The sequence below is a fragment of the Methylobacterium sp. TK31 genome (genome assembly GCF_055361545.1).
This window is the reverse complement of sequence record NZ_CM143964.1, coordinates 1554344-1576286: the sequence shown is the minus strand read 5'-3', so window position 1 is coordinate 1576286 and position 21943 is coordinate 1554344. Positions and strand designations below refer to the sequence as shown.

Genomic DNA, 21943 nt, shown 5'->3' with positions numbered 1-21943 from the left:
CCTATTCGGGGACTCGCGCCGCGCGCCCGATGGCCGCGCGCAGCCCCAAGGCCCGCGCACGCAGCCCTCAAGGCCCGGCGCCGCATCCGCCCCGCCGGGCGCGACATCCAAGAAGAAGACGAACATGGCCGAAAGACTCTCCTTCCCGAAGGACAAGATCCGCGTCCTGCTGCTCGAAGGCATCAACGACAGCGCCGCCGAACTCTTCGCCGCCGCCGGCTACACCAACGTCGTGCGGGTGGCCAAGGCCCTCGATCGCGAGGCCCTGCACGAGGCCCTGAAGGGCACGCACATCCTCGGCATCCGCTCGCGCACGCAGCTCGACGCGGCGGCCCTGGCCCATGGCGAGCGCCTGCTGGCGGTGGGCTGCTTCTCGGTGGGCACCAACCAGGTCGACCTCGAGGCCGCCCGCCACCGCGGCATCCCGGTCTTCAACGCGCCCTACTCGAACACCCGCTCGGTGGCCGAGCTCGTCATCGGCGAGATCGTGATGCTGCTGCGCCGGATCGTGCCGCGCTCGGTGGGCGCCCATGCGGGCGAATGGGACAAGTCGGCCACCGGCTCGCAGGAGGTGCGCGGCAAGACGCTGGGCATCGTCGGCTACGGCAATATCGGCTCGCAGCTCTCGACGCTGGCGGAAGGCATGGGCATGCGGGTGGTGTTCTACGACCAGACCGACAAGCTGCGCCACGGCAACACCGAGCCCACCGACAGCCTGGAGACCCTGCTGGCCCAGAGCGACGTGGTCTCGCTCCACGTGCCGGAAACGCCCGAGACCCACAACATGATCGGCGAGGCCGAGATCCGGGCGATGAAGCCCGGCGCCTTCCTGATCAACAACGCCCGCGGCACCGTGGTCGACCTCGACGCCCTGGCCGCGGCGCTGCGCGACGGCCACCTGCGGGGGGCCGCCGTCGACGTGTTCCCGGTGGAGCCCGGCTCCAACCAGGAGCGCTTCGTCAGCCCCCTCCAGGGCCTGCCCAACGTGATCCTGACCCCGCATATCGGCGGTTCCACGGAAGAGGCGCAGGAGCGCATCGGCTCCGAGGTGGCGCGCAAGCTCGTGGATTATTCCGACATCGGCTCGACGGTCGGCACCGTGAACTTCCCGCAGGTGCAGCTGCCCGCCCGCCCCACCGGCACGCGCCTGATCCACGTCCAGCGCAACATCCCGGGCATGCTGGGACGCCTCAACGACACCTTCGCCCGGCGCGGGGTGAACATCGCGGCGCAGTTCTACCAGACCGACGGCGAGGTCGGCTACGTGGTGGTGGAGACCGACGTCACCGACGCGGATGCCGAGAGCCTGCTGGAGGAGATCCGGGCGCTGGACGGCACCATCCGCGCCCGCCTGCTCTACGAGCGCCGCTGACGGGGTGCCGGTGGCACGCCGGCGCCACCTCGGCTAACCTGCGTCGAGACGGTTCCACCCGAAGGACCGCAACCGGATCGAGCCGTCCTGGCGCCGGACACGGAGGAAGCCCAGCCGTTGCGTGCCAGTCCCCTGCGTAGCGATCCCCCGGCGGACGATTCCGCGCGCGCCGACGCCGCCCTCGCCGGGCTGATCGCGACCATCGCCCGGCGCGACGAATCCGCCCTGCGGACGCTGTACGAGCGGACGGCCCCGAAACTTCTCGGGGTGATCCTGCGTATCCAGCCGGATCGCGGCGCGGCCGAGGACGTTCTGCAGGACGTGTTCCTGCGCGTCTGGCAGAATGCCGCGTCCTACAGCCCGGCGGCCGGACGCCCCCTGGCCTGGCTCTGCGCCATCGCGCGCAACCGCGCGATCGACGGCCTGCGCCGGCGCCGCGAGGTCCAGGGGCCGATCACCGAGGACGGGGAGGATTGGGTGGAGCGGCTGGCCGACCCCCACGACAGCGAGGGCACGATCCTCGGGCGCAACGCCCTCCAGGCCTGCCTCGGCCGGCTCGAGGCGCTGCACCGCGACTGCATCGTGCTGGCCTATTGCGAGGGCCAGTCCCGGGAGGATCTCGCCCTGCGCTACGACCGCCCCGTCAGCACCATCAAGACCTGGCTGCATCGCGGCCTCGCGACCCTGCGCGGCTGCCTGGACGGTGCCCCATGACCCCCGATCCGGAGGAGCGCGACCTGCGCCTCGCCGAGTACGTGCTCGGCACCCTGCCGCAGCCCGAGCGGGCGGCGGTGGATCTCGAACTCGCCGTGGACCCCGCCGCCCGTGCGGCGCGCGACGCCTGGGAGCGCCGCCTGGCGCCCCTCGCCCTCGCGGCGCCCGAGGTGGCGCCGGGGCCGGATCTCTGGCCGGCGATCGCCCGTCGGCTCGGGACCGAAGCGCCGGCCGGCGCGCCGGCGGCACGCCCCGGTCCCGCCGCCAACGACGACCGCGTCGGGGCCCTGCAGGGGTCCCTGCGGCGCTGGCGCCTGGCCGCCGGCGCGGCGGCCGCCCTGGCGGCCGGGCTCGCCCTGTTCATCGCCGCCGGCGGGCCGCGCCCCGGCACCGGGTCCGCGGACGGGGAGGGGCGTTATCTCGCCGTGGTCAGCCGCGGCGGCGAGGCCCCGGCGCTCCTCGTCAGCATCGACACCCGGGCCGGGACCGCCCGGGTGCGCCCGGTCGCGGCGCAGGCCCCGGCGGGGCGCAGCCTGGAGCTCTGGTACGTCGGTGCCGGCCAGGCCCCGAAGACCCTCGGCCTCGTCGGCGGCGCCGCGAAGGCCCTGGTCCTGCCGGCCGCGGCCGATTCGCTCGCGGCCGGGACCTTCGCGGTCTCCGTCGAGCCGGAGGGCGGCTCGCCCACCGGCCAGCCGACCGGGCCGGTCGTCTATTCCGGCACGCTGGTCCGGGACTAGAGCCTCTTTCGGTGATCCCAGGATCACCGAACAGGCTGTCTCCTCTCGCGGGGTCACATCGTCCTCACGCGAGCCGCATCCGCCGCGCTGGAGAATGCCCTAGGCGCGCGGGGCGTCGACCGCCGCGGCGTCCCGTTCGGCGATGAGCCGCTCGGCGTAGCGCGCCGTCCGGTCCGCGAGGCTGCGGACCTCCGCGAGGCTGCGCTGGAAGGCCTCCGGGCCCTCCTGGGCGATCCGCTGCTCGTTGCAGCTCTCGAGGGCGCGCGCGGCCCGCGAGAGGGCGAAGAACCCCAGCGCCCCGGCCGAGGACACGCAGTGATGCGCCTCGAAGCGGAGCTGGTCGCGGTCCTCCCGCGTGCCGGAGGGGCCCGCGAAGCTGGCATCCAGCTCCTCGGCGAGGGTCCTCAGGGTGCCGGCGATCCGCCCGCCGCCGATCAGGCCGATCACGTCGTCGTAGGCGATCCGGTCGAGGAGGCTCGGATCGTCGCCGCCGGCCGCCCCCGGGCCGATCCCGGCCGGGCCCGGCTTCGGCGCATCCGTCTCCCGCTCCCGGCCCGGCTCCCGGCCTGGCTCCCGCGCGAGCCAGCGGTCGATGATCCGGTAGAGGTCCGCCCGCTCGAAGGGCTTGCCGACGTGGTCGTCCATGCCGGCCTCCCGCAACATCCGGATCTGGTCGGGCAGCACGTTGGCGGTCATGGCGAGGATCGGGATCGCGGCGGCGGCGCCGCCGAGCCGGCGGATCTGCCGGGCCGCCGTCAGGCCGTCCATGCCCGGCATCTGCACGTCCATCAGGACGAGGTCGTAGGCCCCCTCCGCCACGGCCCGGATGGCGGCGGCGCCGTCCGCGACCACGTCGACGGCATGGCCGCCGAGCTCCAGGACCGCCCGGGCGAGGTCCTGGTTGATCCGGTTGTCCTCGACGAGGAGCAGGCGCCCGGCCCGCCGGGCGACGGCGGCGCCGTCGGCCCGGGACGCCCGCTGCGCCGCGGCCCCGAGGGGCAGGGTCAGCGCGAACCAGAACGTGGCGCCGCTTCCCGCCTCGGACAGGACGCCGATCTCGCCGCCCATCAGGTCGATCAGCTGCTTGCAGATGGCGAGACCCAGGCCCGTGCCGCCGAAATCCCGCTCGATCGAGCCGTCGACCTGGGAGAAGCGCTGGAACAGCCGGCCCTGCTTGGCGCGCGCGATGCCGATGCCGGTATCCGTCACGCTGAAGCTCAGGCGCTCGCCGGTCTCGGTGGTCCCCACGCGCCGCACGTTGAGGGTCACGCAGCCGCGGGTCGTGAACTTGATGGCGTTGTTGAGGAGGTTCAGCAGCACCTGCCGCAGGCGGGTCTGGTCCCCGTACAGGCTGTGGGCCAGGGCCGGGTCGATCGTCGCCCGGACCTCCAGGCCCTTCTGCTCGGCCGAGCCGCGCACGATGCACAGGCTGGCGTCGACCAGGGCCCGCGGGTCGAAGGCCTGCCGGTCCAGCACCACGGCGCCGGCCTCGACCTTCGAGAAGTCGAGGATGTCGTTGACGATCGTCAGCAGCGCCGTCCCGGAGGTGCGCACGAGCTCGGCCTGGCGCAGCAGGTCGGGGGGCAGCCGGTCCGAGGCGATCATCAGGTCGGTGAAGCCCAGGATGGCGTTCAGCGGCGTCCGGATCTCGTGGCTCATGGAGGCCAGGAACTCGGTCTTGGCGAGGCTCGCGCGCTCGGCCTCCCGCTTGGCCGCCTCCGCGTCGCGGGTGCGGGCCTCCACCCGTGCGCTCAGGGTGGCGTTGAGCTCCCGCAGCTCCGCCTCGCTGGCGCGCAGGGCGCGCTCGGCCGCGTCGCGCGCGGTGTCGTCCCGCATGGTCAGGACGGCCCCGACCCGGTGCCCGTCGCCCCCGACCAGGGGGCGGGCGGAGCCGATCGCCAGGACCTCGACGCCGTCCGGGCGCCGGACCCGCCACCGGGCATCGAGGACCGTGGCGCCGGTCACCGCCCGCGCGAGCGGCAAATCCTCGGGCGGGTAGGGAACCCCGTCCTCGGTGTAGAGGTGGTAGGTCTCGCTGTAGGCGTCCGGCGCGACGTCGAGGCGCGCGACGCCGTGGATCGCGGCCGCCGCCTCGTTCACGAGGGTGATCCGGCCCGCCGTGTCGGTGACGATCACGCCCTCGGCGATCTGGCCCAGGATGGCGGCGTGCGTGGAGTCCAGCACGTCGCGGTAGCGGGCCTCGCTCTCGGCCGCCGCCGCCTCGGCCTGCCGGCGGCCGGCGATGTCGGCGGCGCGTTCCCGGGCCATGGCCTCGCCGGTCCGCAGGGATTCGTGCAGGCGCAGATGCGCGACGACGACCTGCGCCAGATCCTCGAGCCGGCCCGCCTCCGCGGCGCTGAGGTCGCGCGGCCGGGTGTCGATCAGGCAGAGGGTGCCGACCCGGATGCCCGGCCGCAGGATCAGGGGCGCGCCCGCGTAGAAGCGGATGCCGGGCGGGCCGGTGACGAGGGGGTTGTCCGAGAAGCGGGCATCCCGCGTCGCGTCCGGCACCACGAAGACCGCGTCGGACAGGATCGCGTGCGCGCAGAAGGAGACCGCGCGCGAGGTCCCCGACAGGTCCAGGCCGCAGCGGGCCTTGAACCATTGCTCGTGCTCCTCGACCAGCGAGATCAGGCAGACCGGGACCCCGAACAAGGCCTGGGCGGTCCGGCAGACGGCGTCGAAATGCGGCTCCGGCGCGGTCCCGACCAGGCAGAGGGCACGCAGGGCCTCGAGGCGGTCGCGCTCGATCTCGGATTGGGGCAGGGCTGACATGTCGCGCGCGCTTGAATCTGGACGGCCGGGACGGGGCTCAAGTCCGTCGTGGCGATCCTGATCTTACGTAGTTAACGACTCGCGCGTTTCAGGCCGTGGTCAAGCTTTCGTGACGGCGCCCGGACCGGGCGCCGCCGCGCGCTCCGGTCTCAGCCCAGCAGCCGGTCGAGGGTGATGGGGATGTCGCGCACCCGCACGCCGGTGGCGTGCCAGACCGCGTTGGCGATGGCGCCGGCGGTGCCGGTGATGCCGATCTCGCCGACGCCCTTGACGCCGAGCGGGTTCACGTGCGGATCGTGCTCCTCCACCAGGATCGCCTCCATCGCGGGCACGTCGGCATTCACCGGGATGTGGTACTCGGCCAGGTTCCCGTTCATCACCCGGCCCGAGCGCGGATCGAGCAGCGCGTGCTCGTGCAGGGCCAGGGACACGCCCCAGATCATGCCGCCGTAATACTGGCTGCGCACGAGGTGCGGGTTGATGATCCGCCCGGCCGCGAAGGCGCCGACGAGGCGCGTCACCCGGATCTGGCCGAGATCGGGATCGACCTTGACCTCCGCGTAGACCGCCCCGTGCGCGTGCATCGCGTAGGTCTTCTGCGCGGCCGGGTCGCCCTGGCCCTGTCCCTTCGCCTCGACGGAGACCTTTCCGGCGCGGGCCAGGATCTCGCCGAAGGATTCGGAGCGGGCGGGGTCGTCCCGGCGGGCGAGGCGGCCGTCGGCGGCGGTGACGCCGGCATTGCCGGCGCCGTAGAGGGGCGAGGCGCGGTCGTTGACGGCGAGCTCCGCCAGGGCCGCGATGGCGGCCTTGGCGGCGTTGTCCACCGCCGTGCCGCTGGTGGCGGTGCCGGTGGAGCCGCCGGCCAGGCCGCCGTTCGGCAGGTTGGAATCGCCGATGCGCAGCTCGACCCGCTCGATCGGGAGCCCGAGCCCGTCGGCGCCGATCTGGGCCAGCACCGTCCAGGCGCCCTGGCCCATGTCCTGGGCGGCGGTCTCGATCAGCGCGCTGCCGTCGGCCCGGATCGTGGCCCGGGCCTCGCCCTGCATCATCCCGGCCGGGTAGGTGGCGGTGCCGAGGCCCCAGCCGACCAGGAGCCCGTCGGCGTCGCGCATCTGGCGCGGCCGGCGCGGCCGGGCGGCCCAGCCGAAGCGCTCGGCCCCTTGCGCGTAGCATTCGCGCAGGGCCTTCGAGGAGAACGGCCGATGGCTGATCGGCTCGACCTCGGCGTAGTTGCGCAGGCGGATTTCCAGGGGGTCGAGGTCGAGCGCCAGGGCGAGCTCGTCGAGGGCGCTCTCCACCGCGACGCTGCCCGAGGCCTCGCCGGGGGCGCGCATGAAGATCGGGGTGCCGATATCGGCCCGGGAGACCGCGTGCGTGGTCGCGATCGCGCCGGCCGCGTAGAGGTGGCGCGAGAGGATGCCGGAGGGCTCGACGAAGTCGTCGTGCCGGCTCGTCAGGGTCAGGGTGTGGTGGTCCAGGGCCGTGAGGGTGCCGTCCCGGGAGGCGCCGAGCTTCAGGGTCTGGCGCGTGGCGGCGCGGTGGCCGACAGGACCGAACATCTGCTCGCGCCGGGTCACCAGCTTGACCGGGCGCCCGACGAGCTTCGCCGCCATGATCCCGAGGATCTGCGGCGCCGCGATGAAGCCCTTCGAGCCGAAGCCGCCGCCGAGATAGTGGCAGACCACGTGGATGTTCTCCGCCGGGATGCCGAACAGGCCGGCGAGCCGGCCCTTGGCGATCCAGAGCGCCTGGGTCGGCGTGTACAGGGTCAGGCGGTCGCCGTCCCACTGCGCCACGCTGGCATGGGGCTCCAGGGCGTTGTGGTACTGCGAGGCCGTGTCGTAGGTCGCCTCGATCCGGGTCTCGGCCGCCGCCATGCCGGCGGCGAGGTCGCCGGAGCCCTCGTCGGTGGCCGAGCCGGCCCCGATGCTCTCGGGGCGGAAGATCTCGCCGGCCCCGAGGGCGACGCTGACGGGCTCCGATTCGTAGCGGGGCGCCAGCAGGGCCGCCCCCTCGGTGGCGGCTTCCAGCGTCTCGGCGATCACCACCGCGATCGGCTGGTTGGCGTAGCGCACGCCGTCGTTCTGCAGGAGGTCGAGGCGGAACGCGAAGGGATTGTCCTTCAGGTCCGGCGACTTGGCGAGCGCCGGGGCGTTCTCCGGCGTCATCACCGCGACGACGCCGGGATGCGCTTCCGCCGCCGCGACGTCGAGGTGGGTGACCCGGCCGCGGGCGACCGAACTCACCGCCATCACCGCGTGGGCGAGGCCCTCGGGCCTGACATCCGCGCTGTAGCGGGCCGCTCCGGTGATCTTGGCGTGGCCGTCGCGCCGGGTCAGCGGCTGGCCGATGGAGGCGCCGTGGCGCTGACGCTCAGGCATGGGCGGGGGCTCCGGCCGGGGGGGTGAGGGGGGCGAAGGGGCTGGCCGCAAAGGGACTCGCGGGAAGCGCGGGGACGCGGTCCGGGGTGCCGGCGGCCGCCAGGGTGAGCGCGCGGACCACGATGCGGCGGGCGAGCTCGATCTTGTAGGCGTTGTCGCCCGAGGGCCTGGCCTCGACCAGGGCCGCCTCGGCCGCCTTCGCGAAGGCCTCGGGCGTGGGGGCGGCACCGGCCAGCAGATCCTCCGCCGCCCGGGCGCGCCAGGGCTTCAGGGCGACGCTGCCGAGCGCGATACGGGCCTGCCCGATCCGGTCCCCGTCCATCCGCAGACCCACGGCCGCCGAGACCACCGCGAAGGCGTAGGAGGTGCGCTCGCGGACCTTGAGGTAGCGGCTGTGGCCGGCGAAGGCTTCCGCTTCGGGCGGCAGGGTGACGGCGACGACGAGGTCGCCCGGCTCCAGCACGGTCTCGCGCTCAGGGTGGTCGCCCGGCAGGCGGTGGAAGGCCTCCAGGGGCACGGAGCGGGTGCCGCCGGGGCCCGCGATCTCGACGCTGGCGTCGAGGGCTGCCAGCGGCACGCAGAAGTCCGACGGATGGGTGGCGATGCAGTGCTCGCTCCAGCCGAGCACCGCGTGGCTCCGGGTGACGCCGCCCAGCGCCGCGCAGCCGGCGCCGGGGTCGCGCTTGTTGCAGGCGCTGGCGGTGTCGTAGAAATACTGGCAGCGCGTCCGCTGCAGCACGTTGCCGGCGGTGGTGGCGGCGTTGCGGAGCTGGCCCGAGGCCCCCGAGAGCAGGGCTTCGGCGAAGGCCGGGTAGCGCCGGGCGATGGTCGCGTCGTGCGCCAGGGCGGCGTTGCGCACCAGGGCGCCGATCCGGGTCGACCCGTCGGCGCCGTGCTCGATCCGGTCGAGGCCGGGCAGGCGGGTGATGTCCACCAGGATGTCCGGCCGGCTGATCCCGCCCTTCATCAGGTCGACGAGGTTGGTGCCGGCGGCGAGATAGGCGGCGCCGGGCCGGGCGGCAGCCGCCACCGCCTCGGCGACGCTGGTCGCGCGGATGTAGTCGAAGGCCTTCACGCCGCATCCTCCGCGAGCTGGCGGCCGGGCAGGACGTCCGGTCCCGTGATCGCCGTGTGGGCGGCGAGCACCGCCTGCGTGATGCCCGCATAGGCGCCGCAGCGGCAGAGATTCCCGCTCATGCCCTCGCGCACCCGCTCGGGGTCGCCCCCGGTCTGGCCCTCCTGGATCAGGCCGACCGCGCTGAGGATCTGGCCCGGGGTGCAGAAGCCGCACTGGAAGCCGTCATGCTCCAGGAAGGCGGCCTGGACCGGGTGCAGGGCGTCGCCCGCGGCGAGCCCCTCGATCGTGGTGATCGCGGCCCCGTCGTGGCTGACGGCCAGCGCCAGGCAGGAATTCACCCGGACCCCGTCGACCAGGATGGTGCAGGCGCCGCACTGGCCCCGGTCGCAGCCCTTCTTGGCCCCGGTGAGGTCGAGGCGCTCGCGCAGAAGATCGAGGAGGGTGACGCGCGCATCCTCCAGGACGACGCTGCGCGCTGCCCCGTTCACGGTCAGCGTGATGGAAAAGCTCATGCGGGGGACACCTCCGGCCGGCTTGTCTGGAAAGGCTCCAGATAGAACCGGCGCGGGGCCCGACCAGGGGGGCCCTCAGCGCCCGGCCGCCTTCGCCTCCGCCTCCTTGCGCGCCAGGATGGCCCGCATCTGCGCGATCTCGGTGTCCTGCGCCTTGACGATGCTCTCGGCCAGCGCCCGGACCTCCGGGTCCTTCGAGTATTGCAGGGCGACCCGCGCCATGGCGATGGCGCCCGCATGGTGCGGGATCATGCCGGCGGCGAAGTCGCGGTCGACGTCGCCGGAATAGCGGATCTCCATGTCGCCGTGCATGCGCATGGCGGCTTCCTGGAAGGCCCTGGTGGAGGGCGAGGCGGCCCCGGCCTTCGCCGCGTGCTGGTGGCCCGGCGTGCCGTGGCCGTGGTCGTGGCCGTCCCCCGCGGGGTGATCCTCATGGGCCGGGGCCGCGCCCGTCAGGGCGAGGAGGGCGAGGGCGGCGAGGAAGGCGGTCGCGGTCTTCATGGGGTCGCTCTTCATGGGGGTCATCTCCGTGGAATCAGAACAGGGCCGGGGCGGGGGCGCCCGCGGCAGGGGGCGGAGCCGGAATCTGCGCCGCCTGGAGGCGGGCGAAGGCGCCCCGGCCGAAGCGCAGGACGAGGACGGGGGTGAGCGCCGCGTCGAGGAGGGTGGCGCTGAACAGGCCGCCGAAGATGGTCACGGCGACCGGGTGGAGGATCTCCTTGCCGGGGGCGGTGCCGTCGACGAGGAGCGGCACCAGGGCGATGCCGGCGGCCAGCGCCGTCATCAGCACCGGCACCAGCCGCTCGTTGCTGGCCCGCAGCACCAGGGCCGGCCCGAAGGGCAGGCCCTCGGTCAGCCCCAGATTCAGGATGTGGCTGATCTTCAGGATGCCGTTGCGGGCGACGATGCCGGTGAGGGTCACGAACCCGATCATCGAGGCGACCGAGAGGGGCAGCCCCGCGACGAACAGCGCCGCGACGCTGCCGATCAGCGCCAGCGGCACGTTGCCCATGACGATGAGGGCGAGCACGCCGGAGCGGTAGCGGCTCGCCAGAAGCGCGAAGACCAGGGCCAGCGAGACGAGGCTGAGGAGCCCGATGGTGCGGGTCGCCTCCCCTTGCGCCTGGAACGCGCCCTCCAGGCTCGCGGTGATGCCCTGGGGCAGGGCGGTCCGCGCCAGGGTCCCGGCCATGGCGGCGGCCACGGCCGAGCCGTCCGCCCCCGCCTGGGTGTTGGCCTGCACGACCAGCCTGCGCCGGCCGTTCTCGCGAAGAATCTGGTTGGGGCCGTCGCGCTCGGTGATGTCGGCCAGCGCATGGGCCGGGACCCAGCCGGTGGGCGTCTCGATGAGGAGTTCGCGCAGGGCCGCCACCGAGCGGCCGGATTCCGGCAGCCGCAGGGTGACGTCGTAGCGGCGCAGGCCGTCGACCAGGGTGGAGACCACCCGCCCGTTGGCCAGCCGGCTCACCGCCTCGACCACGGCGCCGGGGGCGACGCCGTAGAGGGCGGCCCGGCCGGAATCGACCCGGACCTCGAGCTGCGGGATGCGGACCTGCTTCTCGATGGCGAGATCCGCGATGCCGGGGATCGTCTCGAACGCCGTCTTGAGGGCCTCCGCCGTGCGGCGCAGGCCGTCGAGGTCCTCGCCGAACAGCTTCAGGGCGATCTCGGCCCTGACCCCCGAGAGCATGTGGTCGAGGCGGTGCGAGATCGGCTGGCCGATATTGACCGAGACCGGCAGCACCCCGAGGCGGGCGCGCAAGTCCGCCACGATCGCCTCGCGCGGGCGCCCCTTCGGCTTCATGCCGATCTCGAGATCGGTGGAGTGGACGCCCTCGGCGTGCTCGTCGAGCTCGGCCCGGCCGGTGCGGCGCCCGACCCGGTCCACCTCCGGGATGTCGAGCACCAGACCCTCCGCGATGGCGCCGATCCGGCTCGACTCGGCGAGCGAGATGCCCGGCGTGAAGGCGAGGTTGACGGTGAAGGAGCCCTCGTTGAACTGCGGCAGGAAGGCCCGCGGCAGGGTGGTGGCGGCGAAGGCCGCGAGGGCGACGCCGGCCACGGCGCCGGCCATCACGAGACGCTGGTGGCCGAAGGCGAAGCCCACCAGCCGGGCGTTCCCGGCCTTGAGCCCGCGGATCAGCTGGCCCTCCGGCGCCTCGAGGCCCTTGAGGCCGGGCAGCAGCCAGGAGGCCAGGGCCGGGGTCAGGGTCAGGGACACGAGCAGGCTCGACAGGATCGCGATGATGTAGGCCTGCCCCAGCGGCGCGAAGAGCCGGCCCTCGATGCCCGAGAGGGCGAAGAGCGGCACGAAGACGAGGCAGATGATCACGGTCGCGTAGACGATGCCGGAGCGGACCTCGTTGGAGGCCGCCACGATCACCGCGAAGGCCGAGCGGGGCGCGCCCCCATTCAGGATCTCCTGCCGGTTCTCGCGCAGGCGCCGCAGGATGTTCTCGACATCCACCACCGCGTCGTCGACGAGCTCGCCGATGGCGATGGCGAGGCCGCCCAGCGTCATCGTGTTGATGGACAGCCCCAGGGCGGAGAAGATCGCCGCGGTGGCGAGGATCGAGACCGGGATCGCGGTGAGCGAGATCAGGGTGGTGCGCGCGTTCATCAGGAAGGCGAACAGCACCAAAGCCACCACGGCCACGGCCTCGAGCAGCACCTGCACCACGTTGTGCAGGGAGGTCTCGATGAAGTCCGCCTGCCGGAACAGGATCTTTTCCGCCGCGATGCCGGGGGGCAGGCTGGGGCCGAGCTGGGCCAGGGCGTCTTCCACGGTCTTCGTCAGCCGCACGGTGTCGACGCCCGGCTGCTTCTCCACCGAGACGATCACGGCGGACTTGCCCATGTAGCCGCCGTCGCCGCGCCGCGGGCGGGGGGCGAAGTCCACCTCGGCGACCTGGCGCAGGTAGACCGGCCCGGCCGGGGTGCCCACCACGAGGTTGCGCAGGTCGTCGAGGTCGATGGTCCGGCCGATGGCGCGGATCAGCACCTCGCGGGCGCCCGCATCGGTGAAGCCGCCGCCCGCATTGGTGCCGAAGCCTTCGAGCGCCTGGGTCAGGGCGGCGTGGCTGACGCCCAGCGCCCGCATGGCGGCTGGGTTCGGCGCCACCCGGAACTGGCGCACCTCGCCGCCGATGGGGATGACCTGCGCCACCCCCGGGATCGCCAGGAGGCGCGGCCGGATGGTGAAGTCGGCGGTCTCGCGCAGCTGCATCGGCGTCGCGGTCTCGGAGGTCACCGCCACCAGCAGGATGCCGCCCATGATGGAGGAGACCGGCCCCATCTGGGGCATCACGTTGGCGGGGAGTTCCGAGCGGGCCAGCGCCAGGCGCTCGGCCACGAACTGGCGGGCCCGGTACAGGTCGGCCTCCCAGGCGAACTCGACGGTGACGATGGACAGGCCGATGCCCGAGACCGAGCGCACCCGGGTGACGCCGGGCAGGCCGTTCATCCGGGTCTCGATCGGGTAGGTGACGCGCTGCTCGACCTCCGGGGGGGCGAGCCCCTCGGCCTCCGTCATCACCGTGACGGTGGGGCGGTTGAGGTCCGGCAGCACGTCCACGGGCAGGCGGGTGAGGGCGAGGAGCCCGGTCAGCACCAGGGCGGCGGCGAGCGCCAGCACGAGCAGGCGGTTGCGCAGGGACTGCGCGACGATGGTCTCGAACATCGGGGGCTCCTCTCAGCGGATCTGGTCGAGGAGCTCGGCGCCCTGGACGACGACGCGGTGCCCGGCCGCGATCCCGTCCTCCACCAGCATCCGGTCGGCATCGAGCGGCGCCACCCGCACCGGGCGGCCCATGAAGCGCTCGGCGCTGACATGCTCGTAGACGAGGCTGCCGCCCTCCGCCCGCACGACGCCGGAGCGCGCCACCGGCAGGCCGGGGCGGGCCTGGCCGATGGGGGCCAGCACGGTCACGAACTGGCCGAGACGCAGGCCGCGCCCGTCGCCCTCGATGGCGAACTGGACCGGGACCGCCTGGTTGCGGTCGGCGAGGCCCGTGCCGCGATAGGCGAGCCGCAGGGTGCCGCCGTCGCCGAGCCGGGCGGTGGCCCGGCTGCCCTCGGCCAGCGCCTCGAAGCTCAGGGCCTCGACCCAGAGCTTGGCCGGATCGACGATGCGGTAGACCACCGTGCCGGGGGCCGCCATGGCGCCCGCCACCGCGTTCGCCTCGGCGACGACGCCGTCGACGGGGGCGACGAGGGATTCGGGCTCGCGCCGGATGGCGTCGAGGGCGGCGCGGCGGTCCCGCAGGCCGCCGAGTTCCGAGCGGGCGTCGTCGAGCTGGGTCTGCGCCACCGCGCCAGTGGTGGAGAGCCGCTCGAAGCGCCCGACCCGGCGCTCCAGGATGGCGATCTGCTGGTCGAGCTCGCCCTGGCGCTGGCGCATGTCGGAGACGTCCACCGCCTGGACCGGCGGGGTCACGGTGGCGAGCACGTCGCCGCGGGCCACCCGCGTGCCGAGGCGGGGGAAGCCCCGCTCCGGCGGGGCGAGCCGGCCGCCCACGGAGGATTGCACCACGCCGCTGGCGTTCGGGTCGGGGATGATCCGGCCCGGCAGCTCGGCGCTGCGGGTGACGGAGGCCTCAGCGGTCAGGCCGGTGCGCAGGGCGAGCAGGCGCTGGAGCGATTTCGGCACGAAGACCGAGCCGTCGGGCAGGCGGCGCGCCCGCTCCATCAGGGTGCCGCCGGTCAGTGCCGCCGGGGTGACCGGCGGCTCCGTCGCGTCGGGCCCGTGGCCCTCGTGCGCCTGCGCGGCGCCGCCGAGGAAGAGGGCGAGCACCAGCGTCGCCCCGACCGCCAGGAGGGCGACCAGGACCGGCCCCCCCCGCCGTCGGCGCGCCAGGGCGAACGCCCCGAGCCCCATCAGGAAGCCCCCGGCCGCCAGCGCCGCCGGGTTCTGCCGGGCGAGGCGGTCGGCCAGGGTGGCGGCCCCCTGGGCCGAAGGCCCGGCGGCCGGGCCCTCCGCCGGCCCGGGCAGGTGGAGGTCGAGGTTGAGGAGGTCGGTCCGGCCCTCGGCCGAGACGCCGACCACGAGGTCGTGGTCGTCCCCGGTCGCGAGCCAGGGGGCCGCGAGCCGGTAGGTGCCGGGGGCCGTCTCGGCCGCCTTGCGCCGGCCCTCCGGCGTCATCACGGCGACGCCCGCCTCCGGGACGGGGGCGTTGGTGGCGAAGGCGTCGAGGTAGAGCACGAGGTCGGTGCCCTGCACCACGGCGACGAGCTCGAAGCGCTCGGAGACGGCCTCCGCCCGCGGGGCGGTCGCGGCCGGGGCCGGCGGCGCCTCCGCGCCGTGGTCGTGGCCCTCGTGGGCGAGGGCCGGTCCGGACAGGACGGGCAGGGCGGGGGACGCTAGGAACGCCGGGAGCGCGAGGGCGACCAAGAGGGCGAGCGCGCGCAGGGCGGCCGCGAGGAAACGGAACATGGACCGGGATTCTTTCGCCGAGGAGCACGGAACGGCGTCCCGGCCTCGAGCCTCCGTCGGGAGTCTCGAGCGCCTGCCGGACGCGGGGCAGCGTCAGGCGTCGAATCTGGGGGGTTCGGGGAGGGCTTCCGGGACGACGTCCGTCCGGGCGGGGAGGGCGCGCGCCAGGGCGCGGTCGCCGGGCCTGCGCGGACCGGCCGCGACGTCGCTGTCGGGGACGAGTCCGGCCCCGGTGCAGCAGGAATTCGGGCTGCGGCAGCCGGCATTGCAGCAGCCGCCCTCGCAGGCGCCGCTGCTCAGGGCCCGCACCGGAGCGGGCGCCAGCGCGACGACCGTCCGGACGGCGGCCTCGGGCAGGAGCATCCGCGCCGCGCCGCCGGTCCGGATCTCGGCGGCGGCGGCCGGGGGGAGGGCGGCCGCGGCGACGCCGGCGGCATGCGCGTGACCGCCATGGGCCTCGGCGGCGGACGGCACGAGGCCGACGGCGATCAGGAGGATCACCGCCGCGAGCCAGAGTGCCATGTGCCGGACGCGAGTCATGTCGGGGCGAGGCATAGCACGCGCGGCCGGGCGGCGACAGGCCGGTTTTCGCGCGCGGCGTGCCGGCGGACACCCCGGCGCGCCCTAAGGGACTGGGAACGCAGGGGGTTTCTCGCCGCCACGGTTCCCCTCGCCCGCCGCATGGTCTAAGCGGGCGGCCCGGGGCCCGCCCCGGGCGGAGCGGAGGACGGCGCGCGATGAGAACTCTCCTGGTGATCGGGATCGGCACCGGCAACCCCGAGCACATGACGATCCAGGCGATCCGCGCCCTGAACACCGCCGACGTGGTCTTCGCCCTCGACAAGGGCCGCGCCAAGGCCGACCTCGTCGACCTGCGCCGGGAGATCTGCGCCCGCTACCTCACCGAGAAGCCCTATCGCTTCGTGGAGGCGCAGGACCCCGAGCGCGACCGCAATCCGTCCGATTACGGGGCCACCGTCGAGGCCTGGCACGCCGCGCGGGCGGCCCTCTACGAGGCGATGATCGCGCGCGAGCTCGGCCCGGAGGGCTGCGGCGCCATCCTGGTCTGGGGCGACCCCTCCCTCTACGACAGCACCCTGCGGATCATCGACCGCATCCTGGCCCGCGGAGCCATGGACCTCGCCGTCCGGGTGATCCCGGGGATCACCAGCGTCCAGGCGCTCGCGGCCGGCCACCGCATCCCCCTCAACCGCATCGGCGGGCCGATCACCATCACCACCGGCCGGCAGATCGCCGGCGGCCTGCCCGCGGGCGCCGACGCCACCGTGGTGATGCTCGACGGCCGGCCCCGCTTCGACCACCTCGACCCGGACCTGACGATCTACTGGGGCGCCTTCCTGGGGACCGCCGACGAGATCCTGGTCTCGGGCCGCCTCGGCGACGTCGCCGCCGAGATCGGCGCCGTGCGCGAGGCCGCCCGCACCCGCCACGGGTGGATCATGGACACCTATCTCCTGCGTCCGCCCGAGCGGCCCGGCCCGGACTGACATCGCCTGCGACATGGTCGCCCATCCGCCGGAAGGATACTCCGGCCTCCGGCCCGCCCGACAGGGGATTCTCCCGCGTTGCGGCGGGGACACATCAACAAAAATCCCTTTCCTCCAATCCAGACGCGACCCGTGACTGTCCGAGAGCTGGCAGGGTGTTTGCGTGAGACTTCGCGGGGCCAATAATCGGCCGATCCTGCCGGGACGACGACTGTCGCCGGCCGGGATCGGGAGGGCTTGCGGATGGCGGTGCACGGGGTTCGGGCCGACGGGTTCGGGGGACGGGGTCTCGTGCGGCCGCTCGGCGCGATGCTGGTCGCGGGCGCCGCCGTCCTGGGAGTCGCGGTTCTGGGGGTCGCGGTCCTGGGCGTTGCCGGGGCGCTTCCCGCCCTCGGTTCGGCTTATGCCGCCCTGTCCCTGCGCCTGGAGGACCACTTCCGCACCCAGCTGCCCGGGCCTCCGGCGCGCATCGCCCTCGGGCCGTACGGGCGCGACATCCGGTTCGCCGGGGAGATCGGGACGGGAACGGCCGTGCGCCTGGCCGAGCTGCTCGCCGCCCATCCGGAGGTGACGCGCATCCATCTCACCAGCGAGGGCGGCCTCGTGGAGGAGGCGACGGCGATCGGCGATCTCATCGCCGCCCGCAGGCTTGACACCTACGTGCCCGATTACTGCGTCTCCGCCTGCACGCTCGCCTTCGTGCGGGGCGCCGAGCGCTACCTGGTGACGAGCGGCCGCCTCGGCTTCCATGCGCCCTACGATCCCGGCCTGTTCGGGCAGGTGGTCCAGGCCGACGCCTCGGCCGAGCGGGCGGCCTACGTGGCCGCCGGGGTCGACCCGGCCTTCGCCGCGCGGGCGCTGGGCGTCGCCTCCGACAGCCTCTGGATCCCGGAGCCCGCCAGCCTGGTCCAGGCCCGGGTCGCCACCGAGCTCGTCGACACCGACCGCTTCCCCGATTCCACCCTCGACGATGATCCGAGCCCCGCCGGCGCCCGGGCGGCGATCCTGCGCGCGCTGCCGCTCCTCGACGCCCTCGCGGGGCAGGGCGACGTCCTCGACGCCCTGGCGGCCGCCTATCTCGACGGCTACCGGGCCGGACTGCCCGAGGGCGCGGCCCTCGACCGTCTGCGGGCCCGGGCCAGACGCGCCGTCGCCCGCATCCTGCGCGGGGCCGACGACGCCACCTGGGTCGAGGCGGGCCGGGTCCTGCTGCGGGCGATGCGGCACGCCGGCCCGGAGGCCTGCCTCGCCATCGGCGGGGAGGGCGACCTGCTGGCGGCACAGGAGGTCCTGGCCGACGACGCGGCGGCCCGCGTCCTCGCCCGCGCCGCCGGGCAGGAGGCGGGCGACCGGAGCGCCCCGCCCCTCGCCCCAGCCCGGATCGCCCGCGACTGCGCCGGCCTGATCGCGGCCTACCGCGAGGCCCTGGCGCGGCCCGGGGCCGGAGCGGCCCTGCGCGCCCTCGCGAACCACCGGGTCCGCCCCGCGCAGGAGGCCGCGGCCCTGCCCCGCTGATCCTGCCTCGCAAATTCTGCCTCGCAAATTCTGCCTCGCGGCTCCGGGCGGCGGCTCAGTGCCGCTGGCCGTCCGGGGCGTCCCGGAGGTGGCGGGCGAGTTCGTGGCCGATCTCGACCATCAGGCGGTCGAGGAGCCGCGACAGGCCGGGCCGGGCGAGATCGTCGGCGAGGCCGCGCAGGGCGATGGCATGCTCGGCCATCCGGTTCACCGCGTGCTGATCCCGGGCGCCGTCGACCCGGTCCTCGGCCAGTTCGAGGACGATGCCGAGCGCCCGCGCCGGCCGCCCGGCGGCGTCGGGCTCGATGCGTCCGCGCAGGTTCAGCCAGCGCGGGGCCCGGGTGCGGAAGGCCACCGCGAAGGCCCCGCCCCGGGTGATCGCCGCCTGGAGGGCGTTGTCGAGGCGGGCGCGGTCCTCGTCATGGGTGCCGGAGAGGAGGGCGGACAGCGGCACGCCCCGCGCGCCCTCCTCCGGCGACCACCCGAGGGCCCGGGCCACCGGGGCCGAGACGACGAGACGGTCCGCCCAGATGTCGTGCATCCAGGCGCCGACCACGCCCGAGGCTGCGAGGGCCGCCCGCAGGCCGCCGGGGATGTCGGCCTCCGGATCCGGCGGCGGGGATCGCGTCATGGGCCTCCTCAACCGGCGGGACCGAATCCGTTATAACGACTTGAGGTTGCCGATCCGACAACGCGCGGTGCTCGGCACGCCGGCATCGTAGAGCGGAAAGCCGGATCGCGAAAGAGCATCGGGCCAATTTCACGGTAAAAAATCAACTTGAGATTGCTATCTCGCGGTTCGGCCGTCCGGTCGGGCTTAACCGTTGGTTAACCATGATCGGCGACATCCGGGATCGCAGCATCCTTGGGTCACAGGACGGAAGGCCCCCGCCCCGTCCGCCGGCGATCCAGACTGCCGGATCCGTCCGCCCCACCGTCACCCGAACTCGTCGACGCTCGCGAAGGGACGCCAGGATGAAAGCCATCACGTTCGTCACCCAGAAGGGGGGGAGCGGCAAGAGCACGCTGTGCATCTCCCTGGCGGTCGCCGCCCAGGAGCGGGGCCTCTCGGTCTGCATCCTCGAGATGGACCGCCAGGCCACGATCAGCGACTGGCTCGACCATCGCACCGCCGAGGGCCCGGAAGTGGCCCAGATCGACGCGACGCAGATCGAGGGCGTGATGGCCCAGCTGCGCGAGTCCGCCTACGACTACGTCTTCATCGACACGCCCGGCGTCGATTCCGCCGGCACCCTCTCGGCGATCCGCGCCGCCGACCTCTGCATCATCCCGTGCCGCCCGACGCCGGCGGACCTGCGCGCCTTCAAGCCGACCCTGGCGGCGATCTACCGCCTGGAGAAGAAGTTCGCCTTCGTGCTGAACCAGACCCCGCCGCGCTCCTACCGCATCCGCGACGCCGCCGACGGCCTCGCCGTGCTCGGCATCCTGCCGGACGTGAACATCGTCGCCCGGACCGACCACCAGGACGCCATCGGCGTCGGCCAGGGCGTCACCGAGTTCAACCCCAAGGGTCAGGCCGCCTCCGAGGTGCGCAAGCTCTGGGGCTGGATCGAGAAGCGCATGCAGGTGAGCAAGCATGCCAAAGCCGCCTAAGCTCAGCCTCGCCTCCATCGTTGCCGCCTCGACCCCGCCGGGCAAACCCCAGCAGACCGCCGAAATCGTCCAGCTCGACACCGGAGCGCCCCCGCTTCGCCGCCCCAACGCCACGCTGAAGCAGCGTGCCCGCCAGATGTCGGTCTACCTGGAGCCGCCGGTCTACGATCAGCTGCGCGACATCGCCCATGCGGAGCGCGCCAAGATGCACGGCCTGATGCTCGAGGCCCTCGACCTGCTGTTCAAGCAGCGCGGCGCCCGCTCGATCGACCAGCTCAACGAGCCGGACGGGCGCTGAGGCCGAAACCCGAGCCCCGGCAAGGGTTTGCCGGGAGTTCTCGATGTGTCGGATCGCGCCCTTTCCACGCGGACGACCGACTGGTCTCGAGCGTCGGTGAGACCGTTTCGCGTAGCTGGGCCAGGCACTTGCGGCCTTCGCCTCATCCAGGGCATGAACTCGATCCGGCGACCCGTCGCCGAGCCCGGGGCCTGCCGCGAAGACCGGCCGCGTTCAGCCTTCCTTTACGTCATCCGGACATTCCTGACCGTCTCGGAGGCGGCGCCCGGCGCCGCGTCCGAGGGGGTACGTCCGGTCCTGCTCTCGCCCGCCGGCGGTCCCTTCCAAGCGTAGCGTGTGGATCGGGGCGGGGGCTGGGGCGGATCATCGCGATGGCGCGTAAGACGAAGCCGGGACATCCGGGACCGGCCCCGCTGCCGCTCTGGCGGCTGCTGGCGGTCTCGGCCGTGGCGCTCACCACCGCCAATTGCGCGCAGAATCCCCAGAAGTTCGCCGGGCCCGCGGGGAGCGGCTCCGGGGTCGACCCGAAATACGGCGTCAAGGCCAGTCCGCGCCTCTACAACGAGGGCGACGTGATCCCGAAGGGGGGCGGGCGCCGCTTCTCGGGCAAGCCCTACGTGGTGGCCGGGCGCACCTACGTCCCGCGCGAGGACGCCAAGGGGTATGTGCGCGAGGGCCTGGCCTCCTGGTACGGCTCGGCCTTCCACGGGCGCATGACCGCCAACGGCGAGGTGTTCGACCGCCACTCCATCGCGGCGGCGCACCCGACCCTGCCGCTGCCGAGCTACGCCCGCGTCACCAACCTCGCCAACGGCCACTCGATGATCGTGCGGGTGAACGATCGCGGCCCCTATCACGCCAACCGCCTGATGGACGTCTCCGAGGAGGTGGCCGAGGCCCTCGAATTCCGCCGCAGCGGCACCGCGCGGGTCCGCGTCGAGTATGCCGGCAAGGCCTCCACCGCCGGCAGCGACGACCGCAAGCTCCTCGCCACCCTGCGCACCGACGGCCAGCCCGCCGCCATCCGCGGCGCGGCGCCGGTCATGCTGGCCGATCTCGGTCCGGATGCGCCGCAGGGCTCCTCCGAGCGCCTCGCCCGGGCGAGCCGGCCGGCCCTGGCCTTCAAGGAGGCCGAGGATCGGCCGGCCGTCGAGGAGACCGCCGCGACCGAGACGGCGCCCCGCCCGGTCAAGCCCGCCCCCATCCTGGTGGCGAGCGCCGCCACCGTCGCGGTTCCGGCCGCGCTGCAGCCGACGGCCGCGCGGGCCGACGGGTTCCGGCCCGTGCGGCACAGTCCGTCCGAGCCGCGCGAGACCCTGGCGGCCGCCCGGCCCGCGCCCCTCAGCCTGACCCCGCCGCCGCTGCGGCTCGCCGGGGCGCGGCCCGAGCCGCAGGCCGCGAGCCGCCTCGCCGCCGCGCCGACGACCGGCAAGGGGCCGGGGCCGGGAGCGCCGAAGCTCGCCCAGGCCGGTGCCGGCCCGGGCAAGGCCGACCCGCGCGGCGCCGCCCGCTTCGCCGCCGCTCCCGTCAGGCCGGCGGCCGACGCGCCCTCGTCCCGCACGGGCGCTCATGCCCAGCCCGCCGCCCGGATGGCGGACGCCAGGGTGATGGCCGGCACCAGGACGGCCGGCACCAAGGCGGCCGGGCCCGTGCTGCTCGCCAAGGCCGCGCCTCTCGCCAAGGCCGCGCCTCTCGGCAAGACCGCGCTTCTCGGTAAGGCCGCGCCCTCGGGTCCGTCCGCCGCGGCGGCCAAGGTCGCCTCCGCCGCCAAGGTCGCTCCGGCAACCAAGGGCGTCTCCGCGGAGCGGGCGGCCGTCGCGGCCAAGGCTCCGGCCCGGACCCGCGCTCAGTTCGCCGAGGCCCGCTGAGCCGCGCCGCGGCGCGTCGGCGGTCGTCGGGACGCATCGACGCGCGATGGAAACCGCACGCGATTTGGGTTCGATCTCGGCGCCGAATGCCTGTAACGTCACGCTTGATCGTGGGGGCGATGCGCGGGTCGGCGTGAGGC

Annotated in this window: 17 protein-coding genes; 8 read left to right on the top strand and 9 right to left on the bottom strand. The window is 74.2% G+C overall.

The window, feature by feature from the left end; genetic code table 11:
• Nucleotides 1-124 precede the first annotated feature (124 nt).
• The 3 genes from serA (at nt 125) to ACXJY8_RS07225 (ending at nt 2823) form a co-directional block, all read left to right on the top strand.
• Entirely contained in the window at nt 125-1372 is a 1248-nt protein-coding gene (serA, locus tag ACXJY8_RS07235) for a phosphoglycerate dehydrogenase (protein ID WP_463778065.1), read from the top strand.
• A gap of 117 nt (nt 1373-1489) precedes the next feature.
• Nucleotides 1490-2086, top strand: a complete 597-nt coding sequence (locus ACXJY8_RS07230; RefSeq protein ID WP_463778063.1) for a sigma-70 family RNA polymerase sigma factor — start codon at nt 1490-1492, stop codon at nt 2084-2086.
• Complete coding sequence (locus ACXJY8_RS07225; protein WP_463778060.1) at nt 2083-2823, top strand: anti-sigma factor; 741 nt, start codon at nt 2083-2085, stop codon at nt 2821-2823. Before ACXJY8_RS07230 ends, ACXJY8_RS07225 begins: the two co-directional genes overlap by 4 nt.
• 99 nt (nt 2824-2922) lie before the next feature.
• Here the strand turns inward: ACXJY8_RS07225 and ACXJY8_RS07220 are convergent, their stop codons facing one another.
• The 8 genes from ACXJY8_RS07220 to ACXJY8_RS07185 form a co-directional block, all read right to left on the bottom strand.
• Nucleotides 2923-5598, bottom strand: a complete 2676-nt coding sequence (locus ACXJY8_RS07220; RefSeq protein ID WP_463778057.1) for an ATP-binding protein — start codon at nt 5596-5598, stop codon at nt 2923-2925.
• Between the two features lie 149 nt (nt 5599-5747).
• On the bottom strand, nt 5748-7979 hold the full coding sequence (locus ACXJY8_RS07215; protein WP_463778054.1) for a xanthine dehydrogenase family protein molybdopterin-binding subunit: 2232 nt from the start codon (nt 7977-7979) through the stop codon (nt 5748-5750).
• A complete protein-coding gene (locus ACXJY8_RS07210) occupies nt 7972-9054 on the bottom strand; it encodes an FAD binding domain-containing protein (RefSeq protein WP_463778048.1) in 1083 nt (360 codons plus the stop codon). The genes ACXJY8_RS07215 and ACXJY8_RS07210 overlap by 8 nt, the downstream gene beginning before the upstream one ends.
• The gene (locus ACXJY8_RS07205; protein ID WP_463778043.1) at nt 9051-9569 is read right to left on the bottom strand and encodes a (2Fe-2S)-binding protein; all 519 of its coding nucleotides are present in this window, start codon (nt 9567-9569) and stop codon (nt 9051-9053) included. The genes ACXJY8_RS07210 and ACXJY8_RS07205 overlap by 4 nt, the downstream gene beginning before the upstream one ends.
• 75 nt (nt 9570-9644) lie before the next feature.
• Nucleotides 9645-10070: a CopM family metallochaperone gene (gene copM, locus ACXJY8_RS07200; protein ID WP_463780456.1), complete on the bottom strand. Its 426-nt coding sequence runs from the start codon at nt 10068-10070 to the stop codon at nt 9645-9647.
• Between the two features lie 34 nt (nt 10071-10104).
• Nucleotides 10105-13248 (bottom strand): efflux RND transporter permease subunit, encoded by a 3144-nt coding sequence (locus ACXJY8_RS07195; protein WP_463778038.1) that lies wholly within the window; start codon nt 13246-13248, stop codon nt 10105-10107.
• Between the two features lie 12 nt (nt 13249-13260).
• Entirely contained in the window at nt 13261-15000 is a 1740-nt protein-coding gene (locus tag ACXJY8_RS07190) for an efflux RND transporter periplasmic adaptor subunit (RefSeq protein ID WP_463778034.1), read from the bottom strand.
• A gap of 93 nt (nt 15001-15093) precedes the next feature.
• Nucleotides 15094-15522 (bottom strand): hypothetical protein, encoded by a 429-nt coding sequence (locus ACXJY8_RS07185; protein ID WP_463778032.1) that lies wholly within the window; start codon nt 15520-15522, stop codon nt 15094-15096.
• 215 nt (nt 15523-15737) lie between these two features.
• Here ACXJY8_RS07185 and cobF point away from each other — a divergent pair, with 215 nt between their 5' ends.
• Nucleotides 15738-16508 carry a precorrin-6A synthase (deacetylating) gene (cobF, locus tag ACXJY8_RS07180; RefSeq protein ID WP_463778029.1) on the top strand — a complete coding sequence of 257 codons (771 nt, stop codon included), beginning with the start codon at nt 15738-15740 and terminating at the stop codon, nt 16506-16508.
• Nucleotides 16509-16751: 243 nt separating this feature from the next.
• The gene (locus ACXJY8_RS07175; RefSeq protein ID WP_463778026.1) at nt 16752-18023 is read left to right on the top strand and encodes a COG3904 family protein; all 1272 of its coding nucleotides are present in this window, start codon (nt 16752-16754) and stop codon (nt 18021-18023) included.
• A 55-nt stretch (nt 18024-18078) separates the two neighbouring features.
• Here ACXJY8_RS07175 and ACXJY8_RS07170 read toward each other — a convergent pair whose 3' ends face one another.
• Complete coding sequence (locus ACXJY8_RS07170) at nt 18079-18654, bottom strand: PAS domain-containing protein (RefSeq protein WP_463778024.1); 576 nt, start codon at nt 18652-18654, stop codon at nt 18079-18081.
• Between the two features lie 344 nt (nt 18655-18998).
• Here ACXJY8_RS07170 and ACXJY8_RS07165 point away from each other — a divergent pair, with 344 nt between their 5' ends.
• The 3 genes from ACXJY8_RS07165 (at nt 18999) to ACXJY8_RS07155 (ending at nt 21803) form a co-directional block, all read left to right on the top strand.
• Entirely contained in the window at nt 18999-19637 is a 639-nt protein-coding gene (locus ACXJY8_RS07165; RefSeq protein WP_463778020.1) for a division plane positioning ATPase MipZ, read from the top strand.
• The gene (locus ACXJY8_RS07160) at nt 19621-19935 is read left to right on the top strand and encodes a ribbon-helix-helix domain-containing protein (RefSeq protein WP_463778015.1); all 315 of its coding nucleotides are present in this window, start codon (nt 19621-19623) and stop codon (nt 19933-19935) included. The genes ACXJY8_RS07165 and ACXJY8_RS07160 overlap by 17 nt, the downstream gene beginning before the upstream one ends.
• A 371-nt stretch (nt 19936-20306) precedes the next feature.
• Nucleotides 20307-21803 (top strand): septal ring lytic transglycosylase RlpA family protein, encoded by a 1497-nt coding sequence (locus ACXJY8_RS07155; protein ID WP_463778011.1) that lies wholly within the window; start codon nt 20307-20309, stop codon nt 21801-21803.
• Nucleotides 21804-21943 lie beyond the last annotated feature (140 nt).

Excerpts from the sequence above, each read along its gene's own strand:
- ACXJY8_RS07215 (WP_463778054.1), bottom strand. The coding sequence starts at position 7,979 with ATGCCTGAGCGTCAGCGCCACGGCGCCTCCATCGGCCAGCCGCTGACC.
- ACXJY8_RS07165 (WP_463778020.1), top strand. The coding sequence starts at position 18,999 with ATGAAAGCCATCACGTTCGTCACCCAGAAGGGGGGGAGCGGCAAGAGC.
- ACXJY8_RS07220 (WP_463778057.1), bottom strand. The coding sequence starts at position 5,598 with ATGTCAGCCCTGCCCCAATCCGAGATCGAGCGCGACCGCCTCGAGGCC.
- ACXJY8_RS07160 (WP_463778015.1), top strand. The coding sequence starts at position 19,621 with ATGCCAAAGCCGCCTAAGCTCAGCCTCGCCTCCATCGTTGCCGCCTCG.
- copM (WP_463780456.1), bottom strand. The coding sequence starts at position 10,070 with ATGAAGACCGCGACCGCCTTCCTCGCCGCCCTCGCCCTCCTCGCCCTG.
- ACXJY8_RS07155 (WP_463778011.1), top strand. The coding sequence starts at position 20,307 with ATGGCGCGTAAGACGAAGCCGGGACATCCGGGACCGGCCCCGCTGCCG.
- ACXJY8_RS07195 (WP_463778038.1), bottom strand. The coding sequence starts at position 13,248 with ATGTTCGAGACCATCGTCGCGCAGTCCCTGCGCAACCGCCTGCTCGTG.
- ACXJY8_RS07185 (WP_463778032.1), bottom strand. The coding sequence starts at position 15,522 with ATGGCACTCTGGCTCGCGGCGGTGATCCTCCTGATCGCCGTCGGCCTC.
- ACXJY8_RS07225 (WP_463778060.1), top strand. The coding sequence starts at position 2,083 with ATGACCCCCGATCCGGAGGAGCGCGACCTGCGCCTCGCCGAGTACGTG.
- ACXJY8_RS07205 (WP_463778043.1), bottom strand. The coding sequence starts at position 9,569 with ATGAGCTTTTCCATCACGCTGACCGTGAACGGGGCAGCGCGCAGCGTC.
- ACXJY8_RS07190 (WP_463778034.1), bottom strand. The coding sequence starts at position 15,000 with ATGTTCCGTTTCCTCGCGGCCGCCCTGCGCGCGCTCGCCCTCTTGGTC.
- ACXJY8_RS07175 (WP_463778026.1), top strand. The coding sequence starts at position 16,752 with ATGGCGGTGCACGGGGTTCGGGCCGACGGGTTCGGGGGACGGGGTCTC.
- serA (WP_463778065.1), top strand. The coding sequence starts at position 125 with ATGGCCGAAAGACTCTCCTTCCCGAAGGACAAGATCCGCGTCCTGCTG.
- ACXJY8_RS07170 (WP_463778024.1), bottom strand. The coding sequence starts at position 18,654 with ATGACGCGATCCCCGCCGCCGGATCCGGAGGCCGACATCCCCGGCGGC.
- cobF (WP_463778029.1), top strand. The coding sequence starts at position 15,738 with ATGAGAACTCTCCTGGTGATCGGGATCGGCACCGGCAACCCCGAGCAC.